The organism is Atopobium sp. oral taxon 810 str. F0209 (assembly GCF_000466405.1).
Taxonomy (GTDB): Bacteria; Actinomycetota; Coriobacteriia; order Coriobacteriales; family Atopobiaceae; genus Olegusella.
In genome coordinates this window covers 56,847-77,740 of sequence record NZ_KE952935.1, presented here as the reverse complement: position 1 = coordinate 77,740, position 20,894 = coordinate 56,847, and the positions used below count along the sequence as shown (strand labels likewise).

The window sequence follows — 20,894 nt, the reverse complement described above, 5'->3', positions numbered from 1 at the left end:
GAGGTATCTAATGGCAAAGCAGAGGCAGAGGCAGCGCCGCGAAGAGCAGCGCCCCATGCATCGCAAGTACTGCCAGTTCTGCAAGGAAAACGTCGATTTTATCGACTATAAGGACACGCAGCTTCTCCGCAAATTTACGACTGATCGCGGCAAGATTAAGCCTCGTCGCGTTACTGGCGCTTGCACGCAGCATCAGCACGATATCGCGGTGGCAATCAAGCGCGCCCGCGTAATGGCTCTGCTCCCGTACGCTGTGCCCGTGGTTTCCAACCGTGGTGGTCGCAACCGCGGCTAAGCGGACGGAAGCATTCAACGAAAAGGAGCGTCCCATGAAAGTCATCCTTATGGGTGAGCTCAGGGGCAAGGGCGGAGAAGGCGACATCGTTGAGGTCGCTCAGGGCTATGCGGAGAACTACCTGTTCCCCAACAAGATTGCCCAGCCCGCAACCCCTGGCAACATTAAGCAGCTCGAAGAGCGTAGGCACAATATCGAGAAGCGTGAGCAGAAGCGTATTGCTGACGCTAATGCGCTGAAAGATCAGCTCAATGGCAAGAAGATTGTCATTGACGCTCGCATTGGTGAGGACGGCCAGCTCTTTGGTTCCGTCACCTCTGCTCAGATTGTCGAGGCTCTCAAGAGCCAGCTCGCAGTCGAGGTTGATCGCAAGCGTATTAGTCGCGGCGGTACCATCAAGACCGCTGGTGCTCACGAGATTGAAGTCAACTTCTATCGTGAGATCAATGCTAAGGTCATCGTTCAGGTTGGTCCTGAGGCTGAGGTAGCAGCCGAGGAGGTTGTCGAAGAGACAGCTGATGAAACTGAGGCTGAAACCGAAGTGAGCGAAGAGACCGCTGAGTAGTTTTAGCAGTTCACCGTATGCGTCTATTTGTTCGTAGTGGACTACCTGCAGATTTCAACAAAAGTTGCAGGTAGTATCCAGAATTCAAAAAGATGCGAAATGCAACGAACGTTCGTATAAATCCCTCCAACCCTCTGCGGAATGGAGGGATTTTTTATTTAAATGAATATTTAATTTAATCTACCTGCGCAAATAGGAAACTAAATGAGTGAGATATGCAAAATCGCAGGACTGGATTTGTGGGCAGAGCATATCCGTAAGAGTTCCGTACATGTTGAAAACACCGTTCGTCGAAACGTCCAAAAAATGTTGAAAACGTTGAAAACTTGCAAAGCTGCAGCTTGAGGATAATTAGTTTCTACATCAGAGTATCGATAACATTATTTGTGTACTTTTGGCTCTGCAAAGCTTAAGCGCTTGAGGTACTATGCTTTGCCCAGGCAGTGAGGTAATTGAGCTGTGAATTTACGTACAGTTGTGGTTACGCTTATCGGATGTCGCGCTTGAGAGGAGAACACCGTGCCCGAGAAGGAAAAAACACAATCTTGGGGACGCCGTCGAGAGAGCGAACGTGATTTTTCACTTACTGCGCTTCCAGGCGATGTATCGATGCCGCAAGATGTTGCTGCAGAACGCTCGGTTCTCTCAGCAATGATTCTTTCTGAGAATGTATTGCAGGAATGTCTAATTAGCCTAGAACCCGATGATTTTTATCTGCATGCTAACAAGCAGATCTTTGTTTCTATGGCCGAGATGTTCGACCATAGTGAACCGGTAGACCCAATTTCTTTGGCAGACCATCTTAAAAGTGCTGGTGAACTTGAAAAAATAGGTGGTCCTTCTTACCTTGTGGAATTAGGGTCAAACTCTCTTGCGTTGGCAAGTTGGCAGCATCATGTTGAGATGCTCAAGCGCGATGCGACTCTGAGGCGTCTTATCTCTGCTTCAGCACGTATTCAGGCGATGGCATTTGATGCACCCGAAGACTCGCGTGATGTTGTTGATTATGCAGAGAAGCAAATCTTTGATGTGACTGGTCAGGATGTGCGCGACAACTCAGCAACACTTTCTCAGATAATGGGCGAGCTTTACGAGCAGCTTGGTGAAATGGCTGCTGCCGATGAAGAAGCTTTTGGCGTCAAGACCGGCTTTCGCGGTATTGACGACGCGTTGCAGGGTATGCGCGCCGGTCAGATGATTGTTGTTGGTGCTCGCCCTGGTGTTGGTAAAACCTCGTTTGCTCTTAATCTCTGCATTAATGCGGCAAAAAATGGTGCCTCAGTTGTCTTTTTCTCACTTGAGATGAGCAAAATAGAGATTGCGCAACGTTTGCTTTCGGCAACGGCTGGTATTCCGCTTTCAGATATCCGTGGTGCGCGCATCCAAGACAATCAGTGGCCAACTCTTTTGGAAGCAACTGCTCAGCTTTCAAAACTTGATGTGCAAATTGATGATACGGCAGGTACAACGGTCACCGAGATCCGTGCCAAAGCCCGTCGTCTGCTGCACGACAAAGAAAAAGGCATAGTAATTCTCGACTACCTACAGTTGGTCTCACCCCCTCCTGGACGTACGCGTGCGGACAGTCGTGCGACTGAGGTTTCCGAGATGAGCCGTGGTCTTAAGGTTATGGCAAAAGATCTGAGCATCCCGGTTATCGCCCTGTCGCAGCTCAATCGTACTGTTGAAGGTCGTACGGGCAAACGTCCACAGCTTTCTGACTTGCGTGAGTCTGGTGCTATCGAGCAGGACGCTGACGTAGTTATTCTGCTTGACCGCTCTACTTCCCAAGAAGAAGCAGAGCGAAGTGACCGTCCAGACTGGGGCGTTACGCAGTTTATTATTGCTAAAAACCGTTCTGGTCCTTTGACTACAGTCGACCTGACCTTCCTTGCCAATTCAACACGCTTTGTCGAGGTGTATCGCCCAGCAGGTGGCGGGGATTAGTAAGAGTTTCAATACGCAAGCATCTGCAGCTGCTGTGTGACAGGCTCACTCCATGAGGGTTGGGCCTGTCCTGCTTTATACTAAAGAGGTTGGTCTGAAAGCCGCCGCTTTATAAACAGTGGCGCTAACAAGAGGGAGGGCATATGCCCGCATCAGTGCTCGTAGGAACCCAGTGGGGTGATGAGGGTAAGGGCAAGGTTACCGATCTTGTTGCAGGTGACTTTGACGTGGTTTGCCGCTATGCAGGTGGTGCAAACGCTGGTCATACGGTAATTGCAGATGACAAAAAACTCGCTTTGCATCAGGTGCCTTCAGGTGTTATGTATCCAGGAACAACTCCCATTGTTGGTAATGGCTGCATTGTTGATCCTGAGATTCTGCTCTCCGAGATTGACATGCTGACCGAGTCTGAGATTAGCTGCGATGATCTTAAGATCTCAGGTAATGCGCACATTGTTATGCCCTATCACAAAGATCTTGATGGGGCTCATGAAAAGAAGTTAGGTAAGAACCTCATTGGTACTACCAAGCGCGGTGTTGGTCCTTGCTATATGGACAAAATGAACCGTACAGGATTGCGTATCCAAGATATGCTTGACGAAAAGATTTTCCGCGAAAAGCTTGATGCAGCGCTTGCCTACACAAACCCCATTCTCTCCAAAGTCTATGACCTGCCCACCTATACGGTAGATCAAATTTGTGAGACCTACCTGCCGATGGCGTCACGTATTCGTCCTTATATTGTTGAGTCATCGCTCTATCTTAACGAGCAGCTTGAGGCTGGTAAGAATATTCTTTTTGAGGGTGCTCAGGCAACCATGCTCGATATTGATCACGGTACCTACCCCTTTGTTACTTCTTCTAACTGTACTGCTGGCGGAGCTGTGACAGGTTCTGGCGTAGGCCCCACCAATATCAACCGAGTTCTTGGTGTTGCCAAGGCATACCTTACTCGTGTGGGTTCTGGTCCTTTCCCCACGGAGCTTTTTGACGAGACAGGCGATTTGCTTGGTAAGGTTGGTCATGAATACGGTGTAACCACAGGTCGTAAGCGTCGTTGTGGCTGGTACGATGCGGTGGTTGTTAACTATGCTGCACGCATCAACGGTCTGACTGACCTTGCTATTACTAAGCTTGATGTACTGGGTTGCCTTGATAGTATCAAGGTGTGTGTTGCCTACGAATGTGATGGTGTCCGCTATACCACCGTTCCCGAACATCAATCGGTGTTTTATCATGCTACTCCGGTCTATGAAGAACTTCCTGGCTGGAAGTGTGATATTTCTGGTGTCCGTAATTTCTATCAGCTGCCTCGTGAGGCAAAAGACTATATCGATTTTCTCGAGCAGCTCGCCGGTGTCCGTGTTTCGATTATCACGGTTGGTCCTGATCGCGATCAGTCGATTGACCGCTACTGGAAGTAGGGTAGTGTGCCAGATTTTGCAATTGTTTGTGACAGCGCTTGCGACCTGTCGCCAGAGCTTTGTCGAAGGCTGGGAGTAGAACTCGTATCTCAGCGCCTGTCGTTGTCTGGAGATGAGCTGCTTGATCGCAATATGACGATGGACGATGCGTTAGATGTATTGGCAGCACGTGCTCGTGCACGTGTTACGGCTCCTGGTCGCGATAGTTTTGAGGCGACTTTTGACGAGCTTGTCGATCGTGGTGTTAAAGAAATTGTGGTGCCAGCGCCCTCAGCAGCACTGGTGGGTACCTATGATTCTGCTATTGAGGCAGCAACACAGTATGTGGACACCAAAGTCACCGTTATTGATACCAAAGCAGTATCGGTACAGTTGGCTTTGGTGGTACTACGTTTGGTAGCTGATCGCAATGCAGGTTTGTCTGCAGAAGAAGCTATTAAACGTGCTGTTGGGATGGCAAGCAAAACACGTTTATTTTCACTCTTACCCCCAGGCATTGATCTCGATCGTGCTTGTATACTAGGCGATATTCGTGGTCTTCGCCGTTCGCTCAAGACATTGGGCATGCGTGTGTCGGGAGGCTGGCTTTATACCTCAATTAATCCTGGCGGTACGGTCAGAGTTGAGCGCCGCAGCGAAAGCGTTGATTTGCTCGCGGGTATTCTTGCGCGCGAGATGAGCACCTATTCCCAGCATGAAGGGCCACTGACTCTTCTTGAGGCAAAGTCAGCGGACTCAGGTACGCTGTCCAAGTTACAACGTCCTCTCAATACCAATGAGTTTGAGCATGTGTGTGCGGGTATTTTGCCCATACGTCCTACTTCTGTGGTTATGGTGGGTGTATCTGCGGCAGGCGTTGCATTTGCTCCGCAGTCGCTCATTACACCCGAGGAAGTGAGTAACCTCCTTGGTAATGTGGATCGATAGTTATTCAAACCAGAATTTGCCTTTGAAAGGACAACACATGGAGAGCGCAGCCAATACGATCGATATTTTGCTGTTGGGTTCAGGTGGCCGTGAGCACGCTTTACTACGCAAACTCGCAGAGTCTCCCCGTGCTGGCAAACTGTGGGTGACACCAGGAAATGGAGGCATGTTTGCCGAGGCAGAACTTGCTGATTGCAACCAAAACAGCCCTAAGGATGTGGCTCGTTTTGCTCGGGAGCACGCGGTTGGTCTAGTGGTAATTGGACCCGAAGCGCCATTGGTGGCAGGTGTAGCCGATGCGGTGCGAGCTGCGGGTATTGCTTGTTTTGGTCCTAGCAAAAAAGCAGCTCAAATGGAGGGTTCCAAGCGTTTTGCCAAAGACGTGATGACACGCGCTGGCGTGCCAACTGCGGCATACCGTACCTTTACGGATCGTATTGAGTGTGAAACTTATGTACGTGAACTAGGTGGGCCTGTCGTTGTGAAAGCCGATGGTCTTGCTGCGGGTAAAGGGGTTATTGTTGCCCAAACCACCGAAGAAGCACTTGCTGGTGTTGCAGAATGCTTTGATGGGACGTTTGGTGATGCAGGCGCAACGGTTGTTGTCGAAGAGATGTTTGAAGGCCCCGAATGTTCTCTGCTGGCTCTAACGGATGGTACAACTTTGGTACCTCTTGCAACTAGTCAGGATCACAAACGTGCTTATGATGGCGATCTTGGTCCTAATACAGGCGGTATGGGCGCCTATTCTCCTGTCCCAAATGTGACTGCCGAGCAACTTGCCCAAATGTGTGAAATGGAACAAAAGGTCATCGATCAACTACGCACCGATGGCATTTGCTATTCGGGTTGTCTCTATGGTGGCTTTATGCTCACCGCCGAAGGCCCCAAGGTATTGGAGTTTAATGCTCGCTTTGGCGATCCCGAGACTCAAGTAGTGCTGCCGCGTATGCAGGCAGACATAGTTGATGTTTTTATTGCCTGCGACAAAGGTACACTTGATGCATCCATGGTTTCTTGGAACGACGATTGGGCAATGACTGTTGTACTTGCTAGTGCAGGCTATCCTGGCTCTTATGAAAAAGGCAAGCTCATCGACGGTATTGAAGAAGCAGAACAACTTGAAGGTGTGACGGTTTATCAGGCGGGCACCAGCCTTGGTGCAGATGGACGTACATATACTTCTGGTGGCCGCGTGCTCGATGTGACGGCGGTGGCACCAACCTTGGCTGCTGCGCGTGAACTTGCTTATCAGGCAGTCAATCTTATCCGCTTTGAAGGCAAGCAGTGCCGTAGCGATATTGGACATCGTGCCCTCTAAAGTTTGTATCAACAAAGGACTGAAATATGGGTTCATCAAGCAAGAAGAACGATAGTAAAAACGGCAACACGGCGAACAACAATGGCGTGGCTGATTTGTTAGAGTCAGCCGAGGCATATACCTATGATGGCGATCGTAGTGGCACAGCTCATAGATCTGGTTTACCTGAAGCACGTGATTTGGTACTAGGTGGTAGAGATCAGCGTGATGCCGCTCTTGAGGAGCACATTCTTTCGGAGGATGTTGCTTGGCACGGGCGTATCTTTGATGTCAACCGCATGGAAGTGTCTCTTGCTGATGGTCGCCATGCTATCCGTGATGTCGTGCGCCATCCTGGTGCAGTTGCAGTTGTTGCTCTCACTGACGATGGTCGAATCTGTCTTGTGAGGCAGTATCGCGCTGCTCTCGATCGTGTGACAGTGGAGGTACCTGCGGGTAAGTTGGGTGCTGGTGAGGATCCGCTGGATTGTGCCCGTCGTGAGCTTTTGGAAGAGACGGGCTATGAAGCTGACAAGATTGCCTTTTTGACAACTATTGCTACATCCTGTGGTTTTGCTGACGAGCTCATTCATCTCTATATGGCAACAGGTTTACACATGTGTGGTTCAAACCCCGATGCTGATGAGTTTATTAACGTTGATCTTGTGCCTTTGCAGGAGCTTATTGATGCTGTGCTTGATGGACGCATTGAGGATGCAAAGACTGTGGTTGGTGCCCTGGTTTGTGATGCGGTAGCTCATCGTCTAAGCTAGGTAACTTAGGCTGTCGTGGTTTTGATAATCGATGGTAAGTTTTGCTTGTCAAAAGAGTGGGGGAGGGTGTTATGGCACATAGGCCGCGTACGGTTTTGGGGCGTCGTCCTGCCAAAGGCACCCTTGGCCACGAAGAGGCGGAACAACTTTTTTCAACGGTAGATGAAACGGGCCATAGCAACAGGGAGCGCGCTGCTCGTGAGCGCAAGCGTCGCCACGAAAAAGGTCATGGCGTAGATATCGACCCACTATCAGATGCCGACCCTTCTGGCTCTGATGTCGAACTGCATATTCGCAGAACCGCCGTTGGTTTTGTGATGACTTTGCTTGTGGTGGTTATTTTGGCGCAGGTGAGCTGTGGTGTGGTAAGACGTGTCAATACTGCCAACCTTTCTCAAGATGTAAGTGTGGTAACTGTTGCGTCTGCGCTTCGTGGCGGCGTTGAGTGGGGTAATGGCTTTACGCAGTTCCCTGAGGACTTTACCGTTCAAGAAGCCGATCAACATACCCATCGTGTTGAAGTGTCAGTACGCGATACCACTTCAAAAAATGTCTTGACCTGCTTTTCTAGTTCTCAGATTCAAGCCACAGCACTTTCGGTTAATGCGCTGCTGAATCCCAATATTAATACCGTTATTTATCATGTGAATGTATATATGGATGACAGTGGGAACTTGCTGACCTCGCAGTTTTTTAACTTTATCAAGCCAACCGGCGAGACCCATCCCTTTATGACTTTTATCTGGACCAAGGAAAACACCTCAAATGGCGTGCGCTACAATTGCACGATTGAGGGTATGGATGCCAAGACTCAGAAAGCGCTGCGCAAAAAGATTACTTCGAGCTATACGCCTTTTGCCAACATAGGGCAAGGTGATAGTGCGGCCACTCCTACAGATGAGCAGACTGCAGCTACTAGCGAAACCTCTGACGCCACTCTTTAGTAAAAAGTTTTTCTCATTAAAACTAGCCATAGGCTCTGCTATTGGGTTATTCTGTCCTGCAGCGTAGGTCCATCAGTCCACGTGAAAGGAAACACATTATGGCAAACGCAAATGATTTGGTTTTGTATCAGCGTTCTGGAGACTACATTCCGCGCATAGCGGCCGTCCACGACCTTTGTGGTTACGGAAAATGCTCACTTGGAGTAGCTATCCCTGTTTTATCTGCAGCTGGCTGTGATGTGTGTCCAGTGCCTACCTCACTTTTTTCTGCTCATACGGGATTCCCTCAGTTCTATATGCATGACACTACCTCAATGCTTAAAGGTTATCTTGATGCTTGGCAAATTCATGGCATTGATTTAGATGCAGTGTATTCGGGTTTTCTGGGTTCTGCCGAGCAAGTTGCGGTTATCCAGCGTATTTACAACGAGTATCCCCGTGCTTTGCGCATTGTTGATCCGGTGATGGGTGATGCGGGAAAGAAATATCCCACCTATACCGATGAAATGTGCGACGCCACTCGCGGTTTGGTTGATGGAGCAGATTTGCTTGTTCCCAATCTGACGGAAGCATCTATATTGACGGGTATTGGCTATGAGGGTCAGGAAGTTTCCATTGACTATACTCGCCGTCTGGCAGATGCTCTGCTTGAGATGGGTGCAAAAAATGTGGTTATCAAGGGCGTAGTGCGTGGTGACAACAAGATTCGCAACTTTGTGTGTGGTCGCGATTTTGAGGGCGAAGAGGTTGAGAGCAAGCTGATGCCCTTTATGATTCACGGCACAGGTGATCTCTATGCCTCAAGCTTGTTAGCTGCGATTATGTGTGGTAAGTCCTTGCGCGCGGCGGTTGAGTTTGCGGGTAAATTTGTTGTTGATGCCATGTGCATGACTCGCCATCAGCCAGACTTTGAGCAGCGTGGCGTGAGCTTTGAAAGCGTGTTAGGTGAGGTTACCGCCCTTGTAGGGCCTGAATTTCGATAAATAGTTTCTTGCTATCTGCGTGTATTCGTAGTATTATCCCTACGCACGCGGGCGTGGCGGAATTGGCAGACGCGTACGGTTCAGGTCCGTATGAGAGCAATCTCATGAAGGTTCAAGTCCTTTCGCCCGCACCATGAATGACCAAGACCCCTTTCCGAGGGGTCTTTTGTTATGCAACGAGCCCATACTATCGGCTTACTTCCATAGTGTTCTGCTTGCCAAACGCCACATACCATTTCAAACGATACGGCCCTGCTTGTCAGAAGCCACGGATTACTTCAAATGACACAGTCCTGCTTGCCAAAAGCCACGTTCTACTTCACTTTTTTAGCCAAAAGCCACACATCTCTTCACGCCCAAAAAATCTACCTGCGAAAACGTGAAGGCCATTGAAGAGATCTGTGGCTTTTGACATTTTTTCTGAAACAGAACGTGGCGTTTGGCAAGCAAAGCCTTGTTGGTTGAAACGATTCGTGGCTTTTGGTATCTGGCATGAAACAGGGTGTGTTGGCATCTCGTGTGAAATGAGGTGTAGCTTCTGTTGGTTACGATGCGCTGCTACAAGGCGAGTTGATAGTGCGGACATGTGCTTTTCGCGCACGTCCTGCTCCAAGATGTTGCAACCTGAGGTTGCAACGGCAGGATTTCTACCTGCATGTTTTGCACAGGTACGCAGCTAGAAGGCTTATCAAATTAGCTGTTTCAACCTGAGGTTGGGATAGATTGGGGCGTGGATAGGAGCCATAACCAGATGCATGTTTTCTTATATGCGATATACCAGCTGTTTATGCGCGTATATACGCATCTAAGAAAGATACACAACGGGCCTATTTATTATCCTCGTCAAAAGCAGACCAACCGCTCTCGGAGTCATCGTCGTCGTCAAAGAGATCCCAATCATCCTTGCTTTTGGCATGGTTGAAATACTGCTTGCGCGTCTTGGATTCAAGGAACCACGCAATGATGAAGAAAAGCACTACGCCGCCCAAAAGCAGACAGATTACTCCGGTTTTGTCGTTAAAAAGCCACGTAAAAAAATGAGAAACGGCATCCATGGAATAACCTCCTATGTCAAAACAGCTCAAAATCTGTTATCTACTCGTATAAATCGCATGTTCTCGTTGTTAGCATATATGCCCATAGACGTGCTGGACGTCTACAAGTATATACTTGGAAAGAATATGCCACGACAGCATAGCGCGGCTTTATCGCTAGGCTGTCGGCTGCAACGTAGCACTAGAGATACAAACTTGCAGTTTTTGAGTTTGCAAGAAAAGAAGGACGAGAGGGACACGATGTTCGACATCAAATTTGTTCGTGAGAATCCTGACGCGGTAGATAAGTCTTGCGCAGATAGACAGAATGCTCACTGGGACCGCGAAAAGTTTTTTGAATTGGATGAGCAGCGCCGCTCTCTTATCTCTGAGGTTGAGGGTTTACAAGCAGATCGCAATGCTCGTTCCAAAGAAATTGGTCTTCTTATGCGTGAAGGAAAGCGCGAAGAGGCCGAAGCTGCCAAGGCAGCTGTTGCTGCAAACAAAGATCGCATTGCAGAGCTCGACGAAAAGCGCGGGGATGTGGAAAAGCAGCTCTTTGACTTAGTTGCTGCTATTCCCAATATTCCCGACCCCAGCGTTCCATATGGTAAGGATGACTCCGACAATCCCGAGCTCCGCAAATGGGGCGCGCCACGGCAGTTTGATTTTACCCCCAAGGCTCACTGGGATTTAGGTCCCGAGCTGGGTATGATCGATTTTGATCGCGGCGTCAAGATTGCTGGCTCGCGCTTTTATTTGTTGGGCGGTATGGGTGCTCGCATGGAGCGTGCACTAATCAACTTCATGCTAGAGACTCATGCAAAGGCAGGCTTTAAAGAGTGGTGGCCACCAGTGCTAACCAACTATGACTCTCTTTTTGGTACCGGTCAGCTACCCAAATTTGATGAGGATCTTTTTCACGTTTCAGGTGGAATGTATTTGATTCCTACGGCCGAGGTTATGCTTACCAACATTCACCGCGGTGAAATCTTGGATGGTTCCAAATTACCACTGTGGTATACGGCCTTTACTCCTTGCTTCCGTGAGGAAGCGGGTTCTGCTGGTCGTGACACTCGTGGCATCATTCGTGTGCATGAGTTTGACAAGGTAGAGATGGTCAAATTTGCTCGTCCCGAAGATTCGATGAATCAGCTGGAGTCCATGGTCGAGGAAGCAGAGCAAATTTTGCGGCTGCTAGGTTTGCCCTATCATGTGGTAACCCTCTGCACAGGAGATATTGGATTCTCTGCTCGTAAATGCTATGACATTGAAGTGTGGCTGCCGAGCTACAACAACTATAAAGAGATTTCCAGCTGCTCTAACTGTTGGGATTTCCAAGCTCGCCGTGCTGGCATTCGCTATAAGGATCCAGCGGAGTTTAAGGGTACGCGTTTTGTTCATACCCTTAACGGCTCTGGCCTTGCTGTTGGTCGTACCATGGCTGCCATTATGGAAAATTACCAAAACCCCGATGGCTCCATTACGATTCCCGAGGCACTGCGCCCCTATATAGGTGGACTTGAAGTTATTAAGCCTGAGGACTAGTCGATGTTTTTACGGTTTGGGTACAGTAGGTCTTTGTAAGGGGAATAAGGGGAGGGAACCCAAAATGCAAGCTCGCATTTCGGACCTATACGATTTGTCTCATAGTATTGCGGGAGATTATCTGGCCCAGTTTGAATATCCTTGGGAGGCTCTTGCTGGTATCAAGGACTTTATTCTTGAGTTGGGCTCCACTTTGCCAAGTAGTGAATACGAGCAGATCGCAGAACAGGTATGGGTTGCTCGCGATGCCAAAGTATTTGATTCTGCGTATCTTGGGGGTCCAACTATCATCGATCATGAGGCACAGGTGCGCCAATGTGCCTTTGTGAGAACTAGTGCCATCGTGGGTAAAGGTTCTGTGGCAGGCAATTCCTCCGAACTCAAGAATGTCATCATTTTTGATAATGCAGAAGTCCCTCATTACAATTATGTTGGCGATTCGATCTTGGGCTGGCATGCTCATATGGGTGCTGGTGCCATTACCTCCAATCTCAAGAGCGATCGCAGCAACGTGGTAGTCAAGGCAAATGACGAGCAAATTGAAACCAGCTTACGCAAATTTGGTGCCATGTTGGGTGATTGGGTTGAGGTGGGATGCAATAGTGTCCTCAATCCTGGTACGGTTATTGGCGCACATTCGCGTATTTATCCACTATCGCGCGTGCGCGGCTTTGTTCCTGCTAACCACATTTTTAAGGACCCCGACGACATCGTTCCTTTGAGCTAGAGGCCCCCTATATGGATATTGCGCTTAGTATTTTTGTCACTATTCTTTTGACGCTTGTCAATGGGTTTTTCTCGATGTCAGAGATGGCACTGTCGACTACCAAAAAAGCTGTGCTTGACCATGAGGCAGAAGAGGGTGACAAGCGCGCTGCTGAGGTTTCCAAGACCATCGAGGAGCCAGGCGATTTTTTGGCTGCTATTCAGGTGGCAATTACGTTGGTAGGTTTTGCGAGCTCAGCTTTTGCGGCAACCAATTTGTCTACACCCTTTGCAGCCTGGATGGTAGGTTGTGGACTTTCAGCGTCTACTGCGAAGGTTTTATCGCCCATCCTTATCACCTTGGTGGTTTCTTATCTTTCCATTGTTGTTGGTGAGTTGGTGCCCAAGCGCATGGCAATGGCAAATGCCGTAGAGGTTTCCAAGAGTGTGGTCGGGTTCCTTAACGGGTTTTCCAAGCTGGCAAAACCTCTTGTATGGTTTACCTCGGCTTCTGCCAATGGGCTTGCAACTGCTTTTGGTATCAAATCTACCGATGACCGTTTAGATGTCTCTGAAGATGAGATTCGCTATATGGTTACCGATTCTGATGAGCTAAGTGAAGAAGAAAAGTCGATGATTCATGAGGTTATCGACTTAGGCGATACCATTGCCCGTGAGGTTATGGTGCCACGTGTAGATATGACAGCACTTGAGGATACTACGAGCCTACGCGAGGTGCTTAAGGTCATGCGTCGTACAGGCTATTCTCGCATTCCCGTGTATCACGATACGGTTGACCGTATTGTGGGCATTGCGCACATCAAAGATATCATTGAGCCCATTATTGATGAGTCTGCTGCGGATGACCCTATCTCGGGTTTTATTCGTTCGGCTGATTTTGTGCCCGATACCAAAGACATCATTCCTCTACTTTCCGAGATGCAGTCTAGTCATGATCAAATGGTCATCGTAGTGGATGAATATGGCGGCACAGCAGGTGTGATTACTGTTGAGGACATCGTTGAAGAAGTGGTTGGCGAGATTGAAGACGAGTTTGATCCCGATAACAAATATCTTACCCAATTGAGTGAAAATGAATGGCTGGTAGACGGTCGTTTTTCCATTGAGGATGCTGCTGATTTGGGCTGGCCTATTGAAGACTCAGAGGAGTACGAGACCGTTGCGGGTTTTGTTATCGAGCAATTCGATCGTCTGCCTCGTCCTGGTGAGAAGCTCGAACTTGAAGGCTATGTCTTTCGCGTGCAATCTACGCGTGGTCGTCGCGTCTCGATGCTGCGCGTTAAGGCACCACAAAAAGACGCTTCCGCTGACGGCAAGATAGCTGGCTCGGCAGATGAGAACGCAGCCCAAGCACTACAATAACGAGAGAGATAGACGGTTGTGCTGAGGCAGTAGCAAAGAGTTATCAGAAATAGGTAGGAGACGATATGTCACAGTTCTTTGAGATTACGCGAGTCGAGGTAGGTCCGCGCAAGCTTACTGCGCGTGTGCATCTTGCTGACGATGCTCCTCTGATGACAAGCGACGACCTTGAAGGCACTGCTCGTGTGTACTACCTGCTTCCGCACATTGTTGATCATGTGTGTTTGGGTGATAGCAGCAAAACTTTCAAGGATGTGATGGGCGCAACAGAGCTCGCGCATCTCTTGGAGCACACAACAGTGGAACTGCTTGCGCAGACCGATATTGCAGGAGATACTCTCTCAGGTCGCACCTTTGCAGTAGCTGACGATCCGCGTGGTTGGGACATCGAGCTAGCTTGTACAGATGACGTTTTGGTTGCAGGAGCTTTGATGAGCGCTTCTTGGTTGCTGCAATGGGCATACACTGATGGCGCAGATCCTAAGCCTGATGTTAAAGCGACGGTTCGGGGTCTGATTAATATGGTTGAGAGCCTCGATACTGCAGATGAAGACGAGTACGCTGCTGAGGATGAGTCGGAGTCTGCAGAAGAAGAGCTTGAAGCTGTGGACGATGAGGAGTCTGAGCCAGAGGAAGATGAGGAAGCAGAACTTGCAGAGCAGCAAAATACCTCTGCTGACGATCTGCTTGACTCAATGCCCGCACCTCGGGTTCTACGTTAAGGCTGCTGATTTACCCCTGCGCGGGTATACTTGTTCTGGAGTTTGAGAACAAGTCCCAAGGGGCTTACTGACAGGAGGAACTTTCATGAGTGCTAAAAACGTTGCAAGTCTTCTCTGCGGAACCCTCGTTGGGGCTGCTGCCGGCTTTGCTGCTGGTGTATTGCTGGCCCCTCGCACGGGTGCTGAAAGCCGCGCCATGGCAGCTGATGCTGTCAACGACGTGTGGGATAGTGCTGTTGATTCCTATGAGCGTGGTGCTCGCATTGTCAATGAGAAGATGGCAAGCACTAAGGCTGATCCGGGGGCTGCAACAGATGAACTTCGTGCCAAGGTCGATTTGGCTCGTCAGCGCATGGACCAGCTTCGCGACTCACTCTCAAGTGCCGTAAGTAGTACCTCTGAGCAGGTTCAGGATGTCATGCAGACTGTTCAGGACAAGGTTGCTGCCGTAGCGGATATGCCTGCTGAGGCCGAGGCCGCTGCTGAAGGTGTTCACATTGAGGTAGTTTCCGAGGATGAGGATTCCGAAGAGGATGACGCCGAGTAAATAGGTGGATATTAGCTTGCGTTTTGCTTCATAAATAACTGAGGGACACTATCGAGCGATGGTGTCCCTTTTCTCCATTTGCTTTGACTTGTACTTTTGAACGGAGACCCCATGCTTCAGGCAAACAAGCTGTACAACACAGCAGTTTATATTCCTCGTGACGAACGCGGAAAATTGACTACGCCCGAAAATGCCTCCGATAAAAAACCTTTGCGTATTGGCAAGGTGCATATGGCGGTGTTTGCGCCTGGTGGTAAGCGCTTGGTAGGATTTTTGGTGAAACGTCGCGATATGGCGATGATGTTTAAACGTGAGGATGTTTTTTTGGCACTGGACTCCTGCGAGTTTTACGCAGATGGTATCTATGCCACTCGGGTAATGGAAAGTTTTGATGATGAGGCGCGTAGCCGTTTAGGTCTTGATTGGGACAACTGCATTCTCTGGGAAGGCATGGATGTTAAGACCGATACGGGTCGTGAGTTGGGTTATGCCAACGATATTGCCTTTGATGAGCACACCGGTGCGGTTAAAACTTTTTTTGTAGGCGATGGCGGTACTGCACGTTCTTTGGTGGGATCCGTCGAAATCCCTGTTCGGATGTTACGTGGCTATCAAAAGGGGTTCATGATTGTAGATGGGGAAGCAGCACATTTGGGACTTAATGGTGGTCTTGCTGCTCAGGCGGGTGAGGCGACAGCCCGTGCAAGTTTAGCTGCACAGGAAGCGGGTAAACGCCTAGGTAAAGAAGCAACTCAGGCGGTGGATAAAGGCTCGCATGCCCTAGGCAAGATGATTGGTCAAACTAAGCGTGTGGCGCAAGATTCACTTGCTGTTGCTGAAAAGTCTTCTCAGGAGAAAAAAGCTTCTCACACGAGTAAGTCGGATAAGAAATCCAGCGACAAAGCCGCCCGTGCAGTAGGTCGGCAACTAGGTAAATTTGGTTCGATGCTTGGCTCTTTTGCTGACGAATATAAAAAATCATCTAAATAGGGGCGACTATGATTCGCAAAGACCGTCAGGTGACAAATCCCAAAGAGATGCGTGCGTTTTTAGATGCGTGTGATGTCGTGCGCGTGGCAATGTGTGACGGAGAGTTTCCCTATATTGTGCCTCTATCGTTTGGCTGGGATTGGGAAGGTGAATTTCCTCGCATTTATGTTCACGGCGCGCCGAGTGGATATAAGGTTGAACTGCTAAAAGCAAATCCCCATGTCTGTGTAGAATTTGATCGCTTTATCCGCTATGACCAGATCAAACATGGGATAACAGCACGCTATCAGAGTTTGATTGGTCGAGGTATCGCCTATGAATTAAATGAGCCTGAAGAAAAGAGCAAAGCACTTCGTCGTCTTTGTGAGCATTGTGGCTATAAGCTTTTTGACCCGGCGGATTGCGGAAGCCTCGCTCATACCAAGACCTGGCGAATCGATGTTAGTGAGCTTTCTGCCAAGCAAAACCTACGTAAGTTGTCTTAGCTTTGTTGGGATGCTACACGCCTGCTGCCTGTAGCACAAACATTATCACGGTCAAAACTATGACAGTAATAATGGTGAACCAAGTCAATATTGTCCATGCTTTGCTGCTAACATGCTTGCCCATGATGTGACGGTCGCTTGCAATATTTACCATGCAAAGGAGCAAAACAGGTAATAGCACGCCGTTGATAACTTGTGCAGCCATCATAATGCCAAAAAGATTGACACCGGGAATCAAAACAATACCTGCAGAAAGTAGGGTAATCGCTGTAATAATACCGCGGTAGGTGGGAGCCTCTGCCCAGCTACGATCGGCCCCACGCTCCCAGCCAAAAGCCTCGCATACAGCGCTCGCGGTGATACCAGGAAGTACGCAGGCTGCCAAAAATGATGCTCCAACAAGGCCGGCTGCAAACATAATCATGGCATAGCGACCAGCAAAAGGTACCAGCGCTGCGGCAGCGCTTGCTGCATCATTAACGGGTGTGCCCAGGGGCAAAACACTTGCGGTAGTGAGCACAATAAACCAAGCAATAATTTGTGAGACAAGGGCACCAGAGATATTATCAGCGCGCTGACCTGGGATATCGCTGGCATTGAGGTTTTTCTCGACCACATTGCTTGAGACCATAAAGATCATATAGGGAGAGATAGTAGTGCCAATACTGGCAACTAATAGTGAAATATAGGCGGGATTACCTGACATTTGCGGAATCACCGTGCTGGTAAGCGCTCCGCCCCAGTCTTTACAAGCGATGGATCCAGCGATGATATAGGTTACAAAAACGCAGGAAATGGTTAGTAAGATTTTTTCGATACGACGGTAGGAGCCTGACATGGCAAGTAGCCAAGACGCAACAGCGGCTACGGGTACCGAAAACTGTAGAGGCACGCCAAAAAGCAGCATGCCCGAGGCGATGCCTGCAAACTCAGATAGGGTAACGGCAAAGTTAGAGATGATAGTTGCTGCCATAGCAACCGCTGAGATGCGGATACCAAAACGCTCGCGTACAAGAGCTGCAAAACCCTTGCCAGTGACGCATGCCATACGTGCTGAGGTTTCCTGCACCACCATCAATAACAGGCAGGTAATAGGAATCGACCAAAGCATTCCGAAGCCATAGCTTGCACCTTCGGTCGAAAAGGTTGCGATACCACCCGCATCCATACCTGCAAGTGAAGTAAGTATGCCAGGACCCATAGCGGCAAGAATTGCTGCAATACCAGCTTTGTTTGTGTTTGTCACCTTGCTCTTAGAACTTGGCTCGGAGTGTTCGTCAGATAGGCTGTGCTGTAATTTTTCGTTTTGCTTGATAGCTTCTGCCATACGCTACCCCGTGATTCCTACGCCGCAAAGATTGATGAGGGCAAGGAAAATAATGAGTGCCGCAGTTAGTGCAGCTACGCTCAGCGCAAGTCCCGAAGTCTCTTTGTTTTTGTTATCACGGTGGCGCAAAATGAGCAACCAGACTAGCGAGAGTGCAAAGGATGCTATTACAGTGCCAGCGCCTGCGGCAAAGCTATGACCTACTGCATCACCAAGAATTGCAAGCTCATGAGGTAGATGAAGTGCGGGCAGTAAAAGGCCGCTGGTTATTATTAACACCAAGCCAAAGAGCAATCCAATTGCGATGCCTTTGAGGAAGAAGCCTGCGATAGAAGGACTGTCTTCATCATCAGAGTTGTATTCAAGAAAGAAGTTCGTTGCGTAGCTAGCGGCGGCATCGGCAAGTATAAGCGCTGCAGGCAAGACGGCTGCCGACGCAAGCGCAGCAGGGGTGCCAAAGCTCTTACCAAAGAGCGCAATACAAGCGACAATACCTGCAATCCAAAAGGGAAACCAAAGGTTGCGCACAACAATAATAAAGAGATCGCGCGGGCGGTCGCCCGTGTCGCTACGCGGAGCACCAGCAATTTGCAGGTCTTCGGCATGCTCTTCTTCCATAACATCAAGTGCATCGTCAACGGTGACAACACCTAACATCTTGCCTTTGTCATCTACTACAGGCATTGCAAGAAGATTGTATTTGGCAATGCCTTCGGCAACATCTTCCTGGTCATCATCGGGACCAGCAGTGATGAGTTCATCGGAAGCGAGATCTTTGAGATGAGTACCATCCGTTGCAACAATGAGATCGTTGAGTGAGATGGCACCTGTGACCAAACCTTCCTCATCTTCGACGTAGAGATAGCGAATGGTTTCAAAATCCTCATCAAGTCTGCGCATTGCCTCTACTGCATCGGCAACGGTTGCATCCTCAGGTAGCGAGAGAAACTCTGAAGTCATGATACGTCCAGCGGTATCCTCGCGATATCCTAACAGCTGACGCACTGCCTTTTGTTCTTTGATGCCCATCAGGGCAAGGAGTTTTTCCGCCTTATCGTAATCAAGTTCGCTCACAAGCTCAGCTGCGTCGTCGGGGTCCATCTCGGATAGCATGCGCGATGCCGAACGCTCATCGAGGTCGCCCATAATCTCGGCAGCCTTGTCCTCATCAATTTCTGCCATAGCGTCGGCGGCCTGCTCGTCATCAAGCTGGGCAAAAACCTGACCACGCAGACGTGGATCCAGGCGCTCGATAATGTCTGCAATATCAGCAGGGTGCATATCATCGAGTGTCTTGTGAGATACCGAGAGCTTTACATCAGATAAGTCGCGGTCAAGCAGATCCATGTAGTTCCAAGCGATGATGCGCTCAGGTAAGGACTTGCCAAAGGTTTTTGCCAGTTTGAGGGCAATAGTCTCAAGGTGAGGGGAGAGAGTGCGCAAAATACCGCGGGCGCCTACCTCGGCACCCAGCAGTCGTAGCTGGGAAGAGCTGGTATCTGAGAACTTAAGATCGTTGACGCGGACAACACGCATGCCGCGGGTGTCTACAATCTGTTTGTCCAAGAGATCACGAGCAATAAGAACCTCGTTGGGCTGGAGATACGAGAAGCGAATATCCGTTTTGATAACTCTTAGACGCACTTCGGATTCATTAAAGGTGTCAACATACTTGCGCCAGGAAATCATAAAAGGTGTCTTGCCTGGTCCGACGATTGCAAGGCTCGTAACGCGGGGAAACACCTCGCCAGTAGCAATACCAAGGTCGTTGACGCGACCAATCTGCTCACCTTCGAGGTCGTATACAGGGTTTCCCACCATTTGGGAGAGATAAATCATAAGAGGGCTCCTTAGCTGGTTGGGGCAGCAAGGCTCAGCAGCTGCTGCCGACGAGTGGCACCCCAAGGTGCGACCAGCAAGGACGCCTTGGGGTCATCGACTGTGAGGTCGAGGTTTCATCGATGACCTTTCTATTTGTGCGCACGACGGCGCAAATTGTTTTGCACAAGGTATTGTACACGCCGATTTTGGACCGTTAGCGCAAAATGCTAGCTTTATCGTGCTCGAATGCAAAAAAATTGGATATGACAGAAGTTGGGTGTTTGGCTTAGCAATACATATCATTTCTTTTTGCGTCTATTTCGAAAAAACTCTCTGAGTTGTTGTGCCGATTCTTCAGCACAAATACCAGCAGTTACATCAAAAGCATGATTGAGACGTGTGTCATTACTGAGATCGTATAACGTGCCAAGGGCACCGCCTTTGGGGTCAGCGGCTCCATAGACACAACGGTCAATGCGAGAGTTAATCATCAGACCAGCACACATAAAGCAGGGTTCTAGAGTTACATAGACAGTGCAACCTGTCAGGCGCCAACGGCCGAGTTTACGTGCTGCTTCTTTCATAGCAAGAAATTCTGCATGTGCTGCAGGGTCAGCATCTATCTCGCGGCGGTTGTGCGCGCGTGAAATAAGCTTGCCATCCGCGACGACACAGGCACCGATAGGCACCTCGCCTTCTTGTGCTGCAACAGCAGCTTCTTTAAGAGCAATGTGCATCCAGTATTCGTCGATCTCGCTCATTTTTGCTCCTACGTTGCTATGACGCTATTTATTATGTGTACCAATGTAGCTAATGCGTTCTATGTGCAGCAATTATCAGTGCCGCTATGGTGTCGCCCACACGCAAAAAGCTCTTGCGCTAGGATATTGCACATCCTTTGGAGGGATGGCAGAGCGGTTGAATGCAACGGTCTTGAAAACCGTCGGGCGCCATCGCGTCCCGAGAGTTCGAATCTCTCTCCCTCCGCCAGCATCTTTCACCCCGTCTACCCGGCGGGGTTTTCTTTTTATGAAGCTGCTATTGTGGCCTTTGACCCAAAAACATGTTTCATCAACAAATATGTTACTAGAGGTGCTTTTGAATCTTCGGTCTATTTCCGCAATCGCATGTCAAAGGCCACGCATTCTTTCAAGCAGCACGGCCCTGCTTGCCA

The 20,894-nt window shown here is 49.3% G+C and carries 20 protein-coding genes and 2 tRNA genes; 18 read left to right on the top strand and 4 right to left on the bottom strand.

Annotated elements, in window-relative coordinates; all coding sequences use genetic code 11:
• The first annotated feature begins 10 nt into the window (after positions 1-10).
• From rpsR to HMPREF9069_RS00945, 10 genes are all read left to right on the top strand, one after another.
• Positions 11-295, top strand: a complete 285-nt coding sequence (rpsR, locus tag HMPREF9069_RS00990) for a 30S ribosomal protein S18 (protein ID WP_021625227.1) — start codon at positions 11-13, stop codon at positions 293-295.
• Positions 296-329: 34 nt separating this feature from the next.
• On the top strand, positions 330-860 hold the full coding sequence (rplI, locus tag HMPREF9069_RS00985) for a 50S ribosomal protein L9 (protein WP_021625226.1): 531 nt from the start codon (positions 330-332) through the stop codon (positions 858-860).
• Positions 861-1,379: 519 nt separating this feature from the next.
• Complete coding sequence (gene dnaB, locus HMPREF9069_RS00980; protein WP_035437911.1) at positions 1,380-2,807, top strand: replicative DNA helicase; 1,428 nt, start codon at positions 1,380-1,382, stop codon at positions 2,805-2,807.
• A gap of 143 nt (positions 2,808-2,950) precedes the next feature.
• Positions 2,951-4,231, top strand: coding sequence for an adenylosuccinate synthase (locus HMPREF9069_RS00975; RefSeq protein ID WP_021625224.1), 1,281 nt, complete (start codon positions 2,951-2,953; stop codon positions 4,229-4,231).
• 6 nt (positions 4,232-4,237) lie between these two features.
• Entirely contained in the window at positions 4,238-5,158 is a 921-nt protein-coding gene (locus tag HMPREF9069_RS00970; RefSeq protein ID WP_035437909.1) for a DegV family protein, read from the top strand.
• Between the two features lie 37 nt (positions 5,159-5,195).
• On the top strand, positions 5,196-6,479 hold the full coding sequence (gene purD / locus HMPREF9069_RS00965; protein ID WP_035437907.1) for a phosphoribosylamine--glycine ligase: 1,284 nt from the start codon (positions 5,196-5,198) through the stop codon (positions 6,477-6,479).
• Positions 6,480-6,505: 26 nt separating this feature from the next.
• Complete coding sequence (locus HMPREF9069_RS00960; RefSeq protein ID WP_021625221.1) at positions 6,506-7,231, top strand: NUDIX domain-containing protein; 726 nt, start codon at positions 6,506-6,508, stop codon at positions 7,229-7,231.
• A 71-nt stretch (positions 7,232-7,302) separates the two neighbouring features.
• The gene (locus HMPREF9069_RS00955; protein WP_021625220.1) at positions 7,303-8,175 is read left to right on the top strand and encodes a hypothetical protein; all 873 of its coding nucleotides are present in this window, start codon (positions 7,303-7,305) and stop codon (positions 8,173-8,175) included.
• Between the two features lie 98 nt (positions 8,176-8,273).
• Entirely contained in the window at positions 8,274-9,158 is an 885-nt protein-coding gene (locus HMPREF9069_RS00950; protein ID WP_035437905.1) for a bifunctional hydroxymethylpyrimidine kinase/phosphomethylpyrimidine kinase, read from the top strand.
• A 47-nt stretch (positions 9,159-9,205) separates the two neighbouring features.
• Positions 9,206-9,292: transfer RNA gene (locus HMPREF9069_RS00945), tRNA-Leu, on the top strand.
• A gap of 693 nt (positions 9,293-9,985) precedes the next feature.
• On the opposite strand, the gene HMPREF9069_RS00935 is transcribed toward HMPREF9069_RS00945, so the two are convergent.
• Entirely contained in the window at positions 9,986-10,213 is a 228-nt protein-coding gene (locus HMPREF9069_RS00935) for a DUF6724 family protein (protein ID WP_021625216.1), read from the bottom strand.
• Between the two features lie 240 nt (positions 10,214-10,453).
• Here HMPREF9069_RS00935 and serS point away from each other — a divergent pair, with 240 nt between their 5' ends.
• The 7 genes from serS (at position 10,454) to HMPREF9069_RS00900 (ending at position 16,572) form a co-directional block, all read left to right on the top strand.
• Positions 10,454-11,740 (top strand): serine--tRNA ligase, encoded by a 1,287-nt coding sequence (gene serS / locus HMPREF9069_RS00930; protein ID WP_035437901.1) that lies wholly within the window; start codon positions 10,454-10,456, stop codon positions 11,738-11,740.
• Positions 11,741-11,804: 64 nt separating this feature from the next.
• Entirely contained in the window at positions 11,805-12,467 is a 663-nt protein-coding gene (locus HMPREF9069_RS00925) for an LbetaH domain-containing protein (RefSeq protein WP_021625214.1), read from the top strand.
• Between the two features lie 11 nt (positions 12,468-12,478).
• The gene (locus HMPREF9069_RS00920) at positions 12,479-13,828 is read left to right on the top strand and encodes a hemolysin family protein (protein ID WP_021625213.1); all 1,350 of its coding nucleotides are present in this window, start codon (positions 12,479-12,481) and stop codon (positions 13,826-13,828) included.
• A 65-nt stretch (positions 13,829-13,893) separates the two neighbouring features.
• A complete protein-coding gene (locus HMPREF9069_RS00915) occupies positions 13,894-14,550 on the top strand; it encodes a hypothetical protein (protein ID WP_021625212.1) in 657 nt (218 codons plus the stop codon).
• A gap of 85 nt (positions 14,551-14,635) precedes the next feature.
• Positions 14,636-15,097: a YtxH domain-containing protein gene (locus tag HMPREF9069_RS00910; RefSeq protein WP_021625211.1), complete on the top strand. Its 462-nt coding sequence runs from the start codon at positions 14,636-14,638 to the stop codon at positions 15,095-15,097.
• Between the two features lie 111 nt (positions 15,098-15,208).
• Complete coding sequence (locus HMPREF9069_RS00905; RefSeq protein WP_021625210.1) at positions 15,209-16,087, top strand: PRC-barrel domain-containing protein; 879 nt, start codon at positions 15,209-15,211, stop codon at positions 16,085-16,087.
• Between the two features lie 8 nt (positions 16,088-16,095).
• Entirely contained in the window at positions 16,096-16,572 is a 477-nt protein-coding gene (locus HMPREF9069_RS00900) for a pyridoxamine 5'-phosphate oxidase family protein (RefSeq protein ID WP_021625209.1), read from the top strand.
• A gap of 13 nt (positions 16,573-16,585) precedes the next feature.
• Here the strand turns inward: HMPREF9069_RS00900 and HMPREF9069_RS00895 are convergent, their stop codons facing one another.
• The 3 genes from HMPREF9069_RS00895 to tadA form a co-directional block, all read right to left on the bottom strand.
• A complete protein-coding gene (locus HMPREF9069_RS00895; RefSeq protein WP_021625208.1) occupies positions 16,586-17,899 on the bottom strand; it encodes an Nramp family divalent metal transporter in 1,314 nt (437 codons plus the stop codon).
• Between the two features lie 3 nt (positions 17,900-17,902).
• Positions 17,903-19,738, bottom strand: coding sequence for a magnesium transporter (locus HMPREF9069_RS00890; protein ID WP_021625207.1), 1,836 nt, complete (start codon positions 19,736-19,738; stop codon positions 17,903-17,905).
• Positions 19,739-20,019: 281 nt separating this feature from the next.
• A complete protein-coding gene (gene tadA / locus HMPREF9069_RS00885; protein ID WP_021625206.1) occupies positions 20,020-20,481 on the bottom strand; it encodes a tRNA adenosine(34) deaminase TadA in 462 nt (153 codons plus the stop codon).
• 139 nt (positions 20,482-20,620) lie between these two features.
• On the opposite strand from tadA, the gene HMPREF9069_RS00880 reads away from it, so the two are divergent.
• Positions 20,621-20,710 (top strand) — tRNA-Ser (locus tag HMPREF9069_RS00880).
• Positions 20,711-20,894: the final 184 nt, after the last annotated feature.

Excerpts from the sequence above, each read along its gene's own strand:
- HMPREF9069_RS00925 (WP_021625214.1), top strand. The coding sequence starts at position 11,805 with ATGCAAGCTCGCATTTCGGACCTATACGATTTGTCTCATAGTATTGCG.
- HMPREF9069_RS00895 (WP_021625208.1), bottom strand. The coding sequence starts at position 17,899 with ATGGCAGAAGCTATCAAGCAAAACGAAAAATTACAGCACAGCCTATCT.
- HMPREF9069_RS00920 (WP_021625213.1), top strand. The coding sequence starts at position 12,479 with ATGGATATTGCGCTTAGTATTTTTGTCACTATTCTTTTGACGCTTGTC.
- HMPREF9069_RS00955 (WP_021625220.1), top strand. The coding sequence starts at position 7,303 with ATGGCACATAGGCCGCGTACGGTTTTGGGGCGTCGTCCTGCCAAAGGC.
- tadA (WP_021625206.1), bottom strand. The coding sequence starts at position 20,481 with ATGAGCGAGATCGACGAATACTGGATGCACATTGCTCTTAAAGAAGCT.
- HMPREF9069_RS00935 (WP_021625216.1), bottom strand. The coding sequence starts at position 10,213 with ATGGATGCCGTTTCTCATTTTTTTACGTGGCTTTTTAACGACAAAACC.
- HMPREF9069_RS00900 (WP_021625209.1), top strand. The coding sequence starts at position 16,096 with ATGATTCGCAAAGACCGTCAGGTGACAAATCCCAAAGAGATGCGTGCG.
- HMPREF9069_RS00890 (WP_021625207.1), bottom strand. The coding sequence starts at position 19,738 with ATGATTTATCTCTCCCAAATGGTGGGAAACCCTGTATACGACCTCGAA.
- HMPREF9069_RS00960 (WP_021625221.1), top strand. The coding sequence starts at position 6,506 with ATGGGTTCATCAAGCAAGAAGAACGATAGTAAAAACGGCAACACGGCG.
- purD (WP_035437907.1), top strand. The coding sequence starts at position 5,196 with ATGGAGAGCGCAGCCAATACGATCGATATTTTGCTGTTGGGTTCAGGT.
- HMPREF9069_RS00950 (WP_035437905.1), top strand. The coding sequence starts at position 8,274 with ATGGCAAACGCAAATGATTTGGTTTTGTATCAGCGTTCTGGAGACTAC.
- serS (WP_035437901.1), top strand. The coding sequence starts at position 10,454 with ATGTTCGACATCAAATTTGTTCGTGAGAATCCTGACGCGGTAGATAAG.
- HMPREF9069_RS00905 (WP_021625210.1), top strand. The coding sequence starts at position 15,209 with ATGCTTCAGGCAAACAAGCTGTACAACACAGCAGTTTATATTCCTCGT.
- rplI (WP_021625226.1), top strand. The coding sequence starts at position 330 with ATGAAAGTCATCCTTATGGGTGAGCTCAGGGGCAAGGGCGGAGAAGGC.
- rpsR (WP_021625227.1), top strand. The coding sequence starts at position 11 with ATGGCAAAGCAGAGGCAGAGGCAGCGCCGCGAAGAGCAGCGCCCCATG.
- HMPREF9069_RS00975 (WP_021625224.1), top strand. The coding sequence starts at position 2,951 with ATGCCCGCATCAGTGCTCGTAGGAACCCAGTGGGGTGATGAGGGTAAG.
- HMPREF9069_RS00915 (WP_021625212.1), top strand. The coding sequence starts at position 13,894 with ATGTCACAGTTCTTTGAGATTACGCGAGTCGAGGTAGGTCCGCGCAAG.
- HMPREF9069_RS00910 (WP_021625211.1), top strand. The coding sequence starts at position 14,636 with ATGAGTGCTAAAAACGTTGCAAGTCTTCTCTGCGGAACCCTCGTTGGG.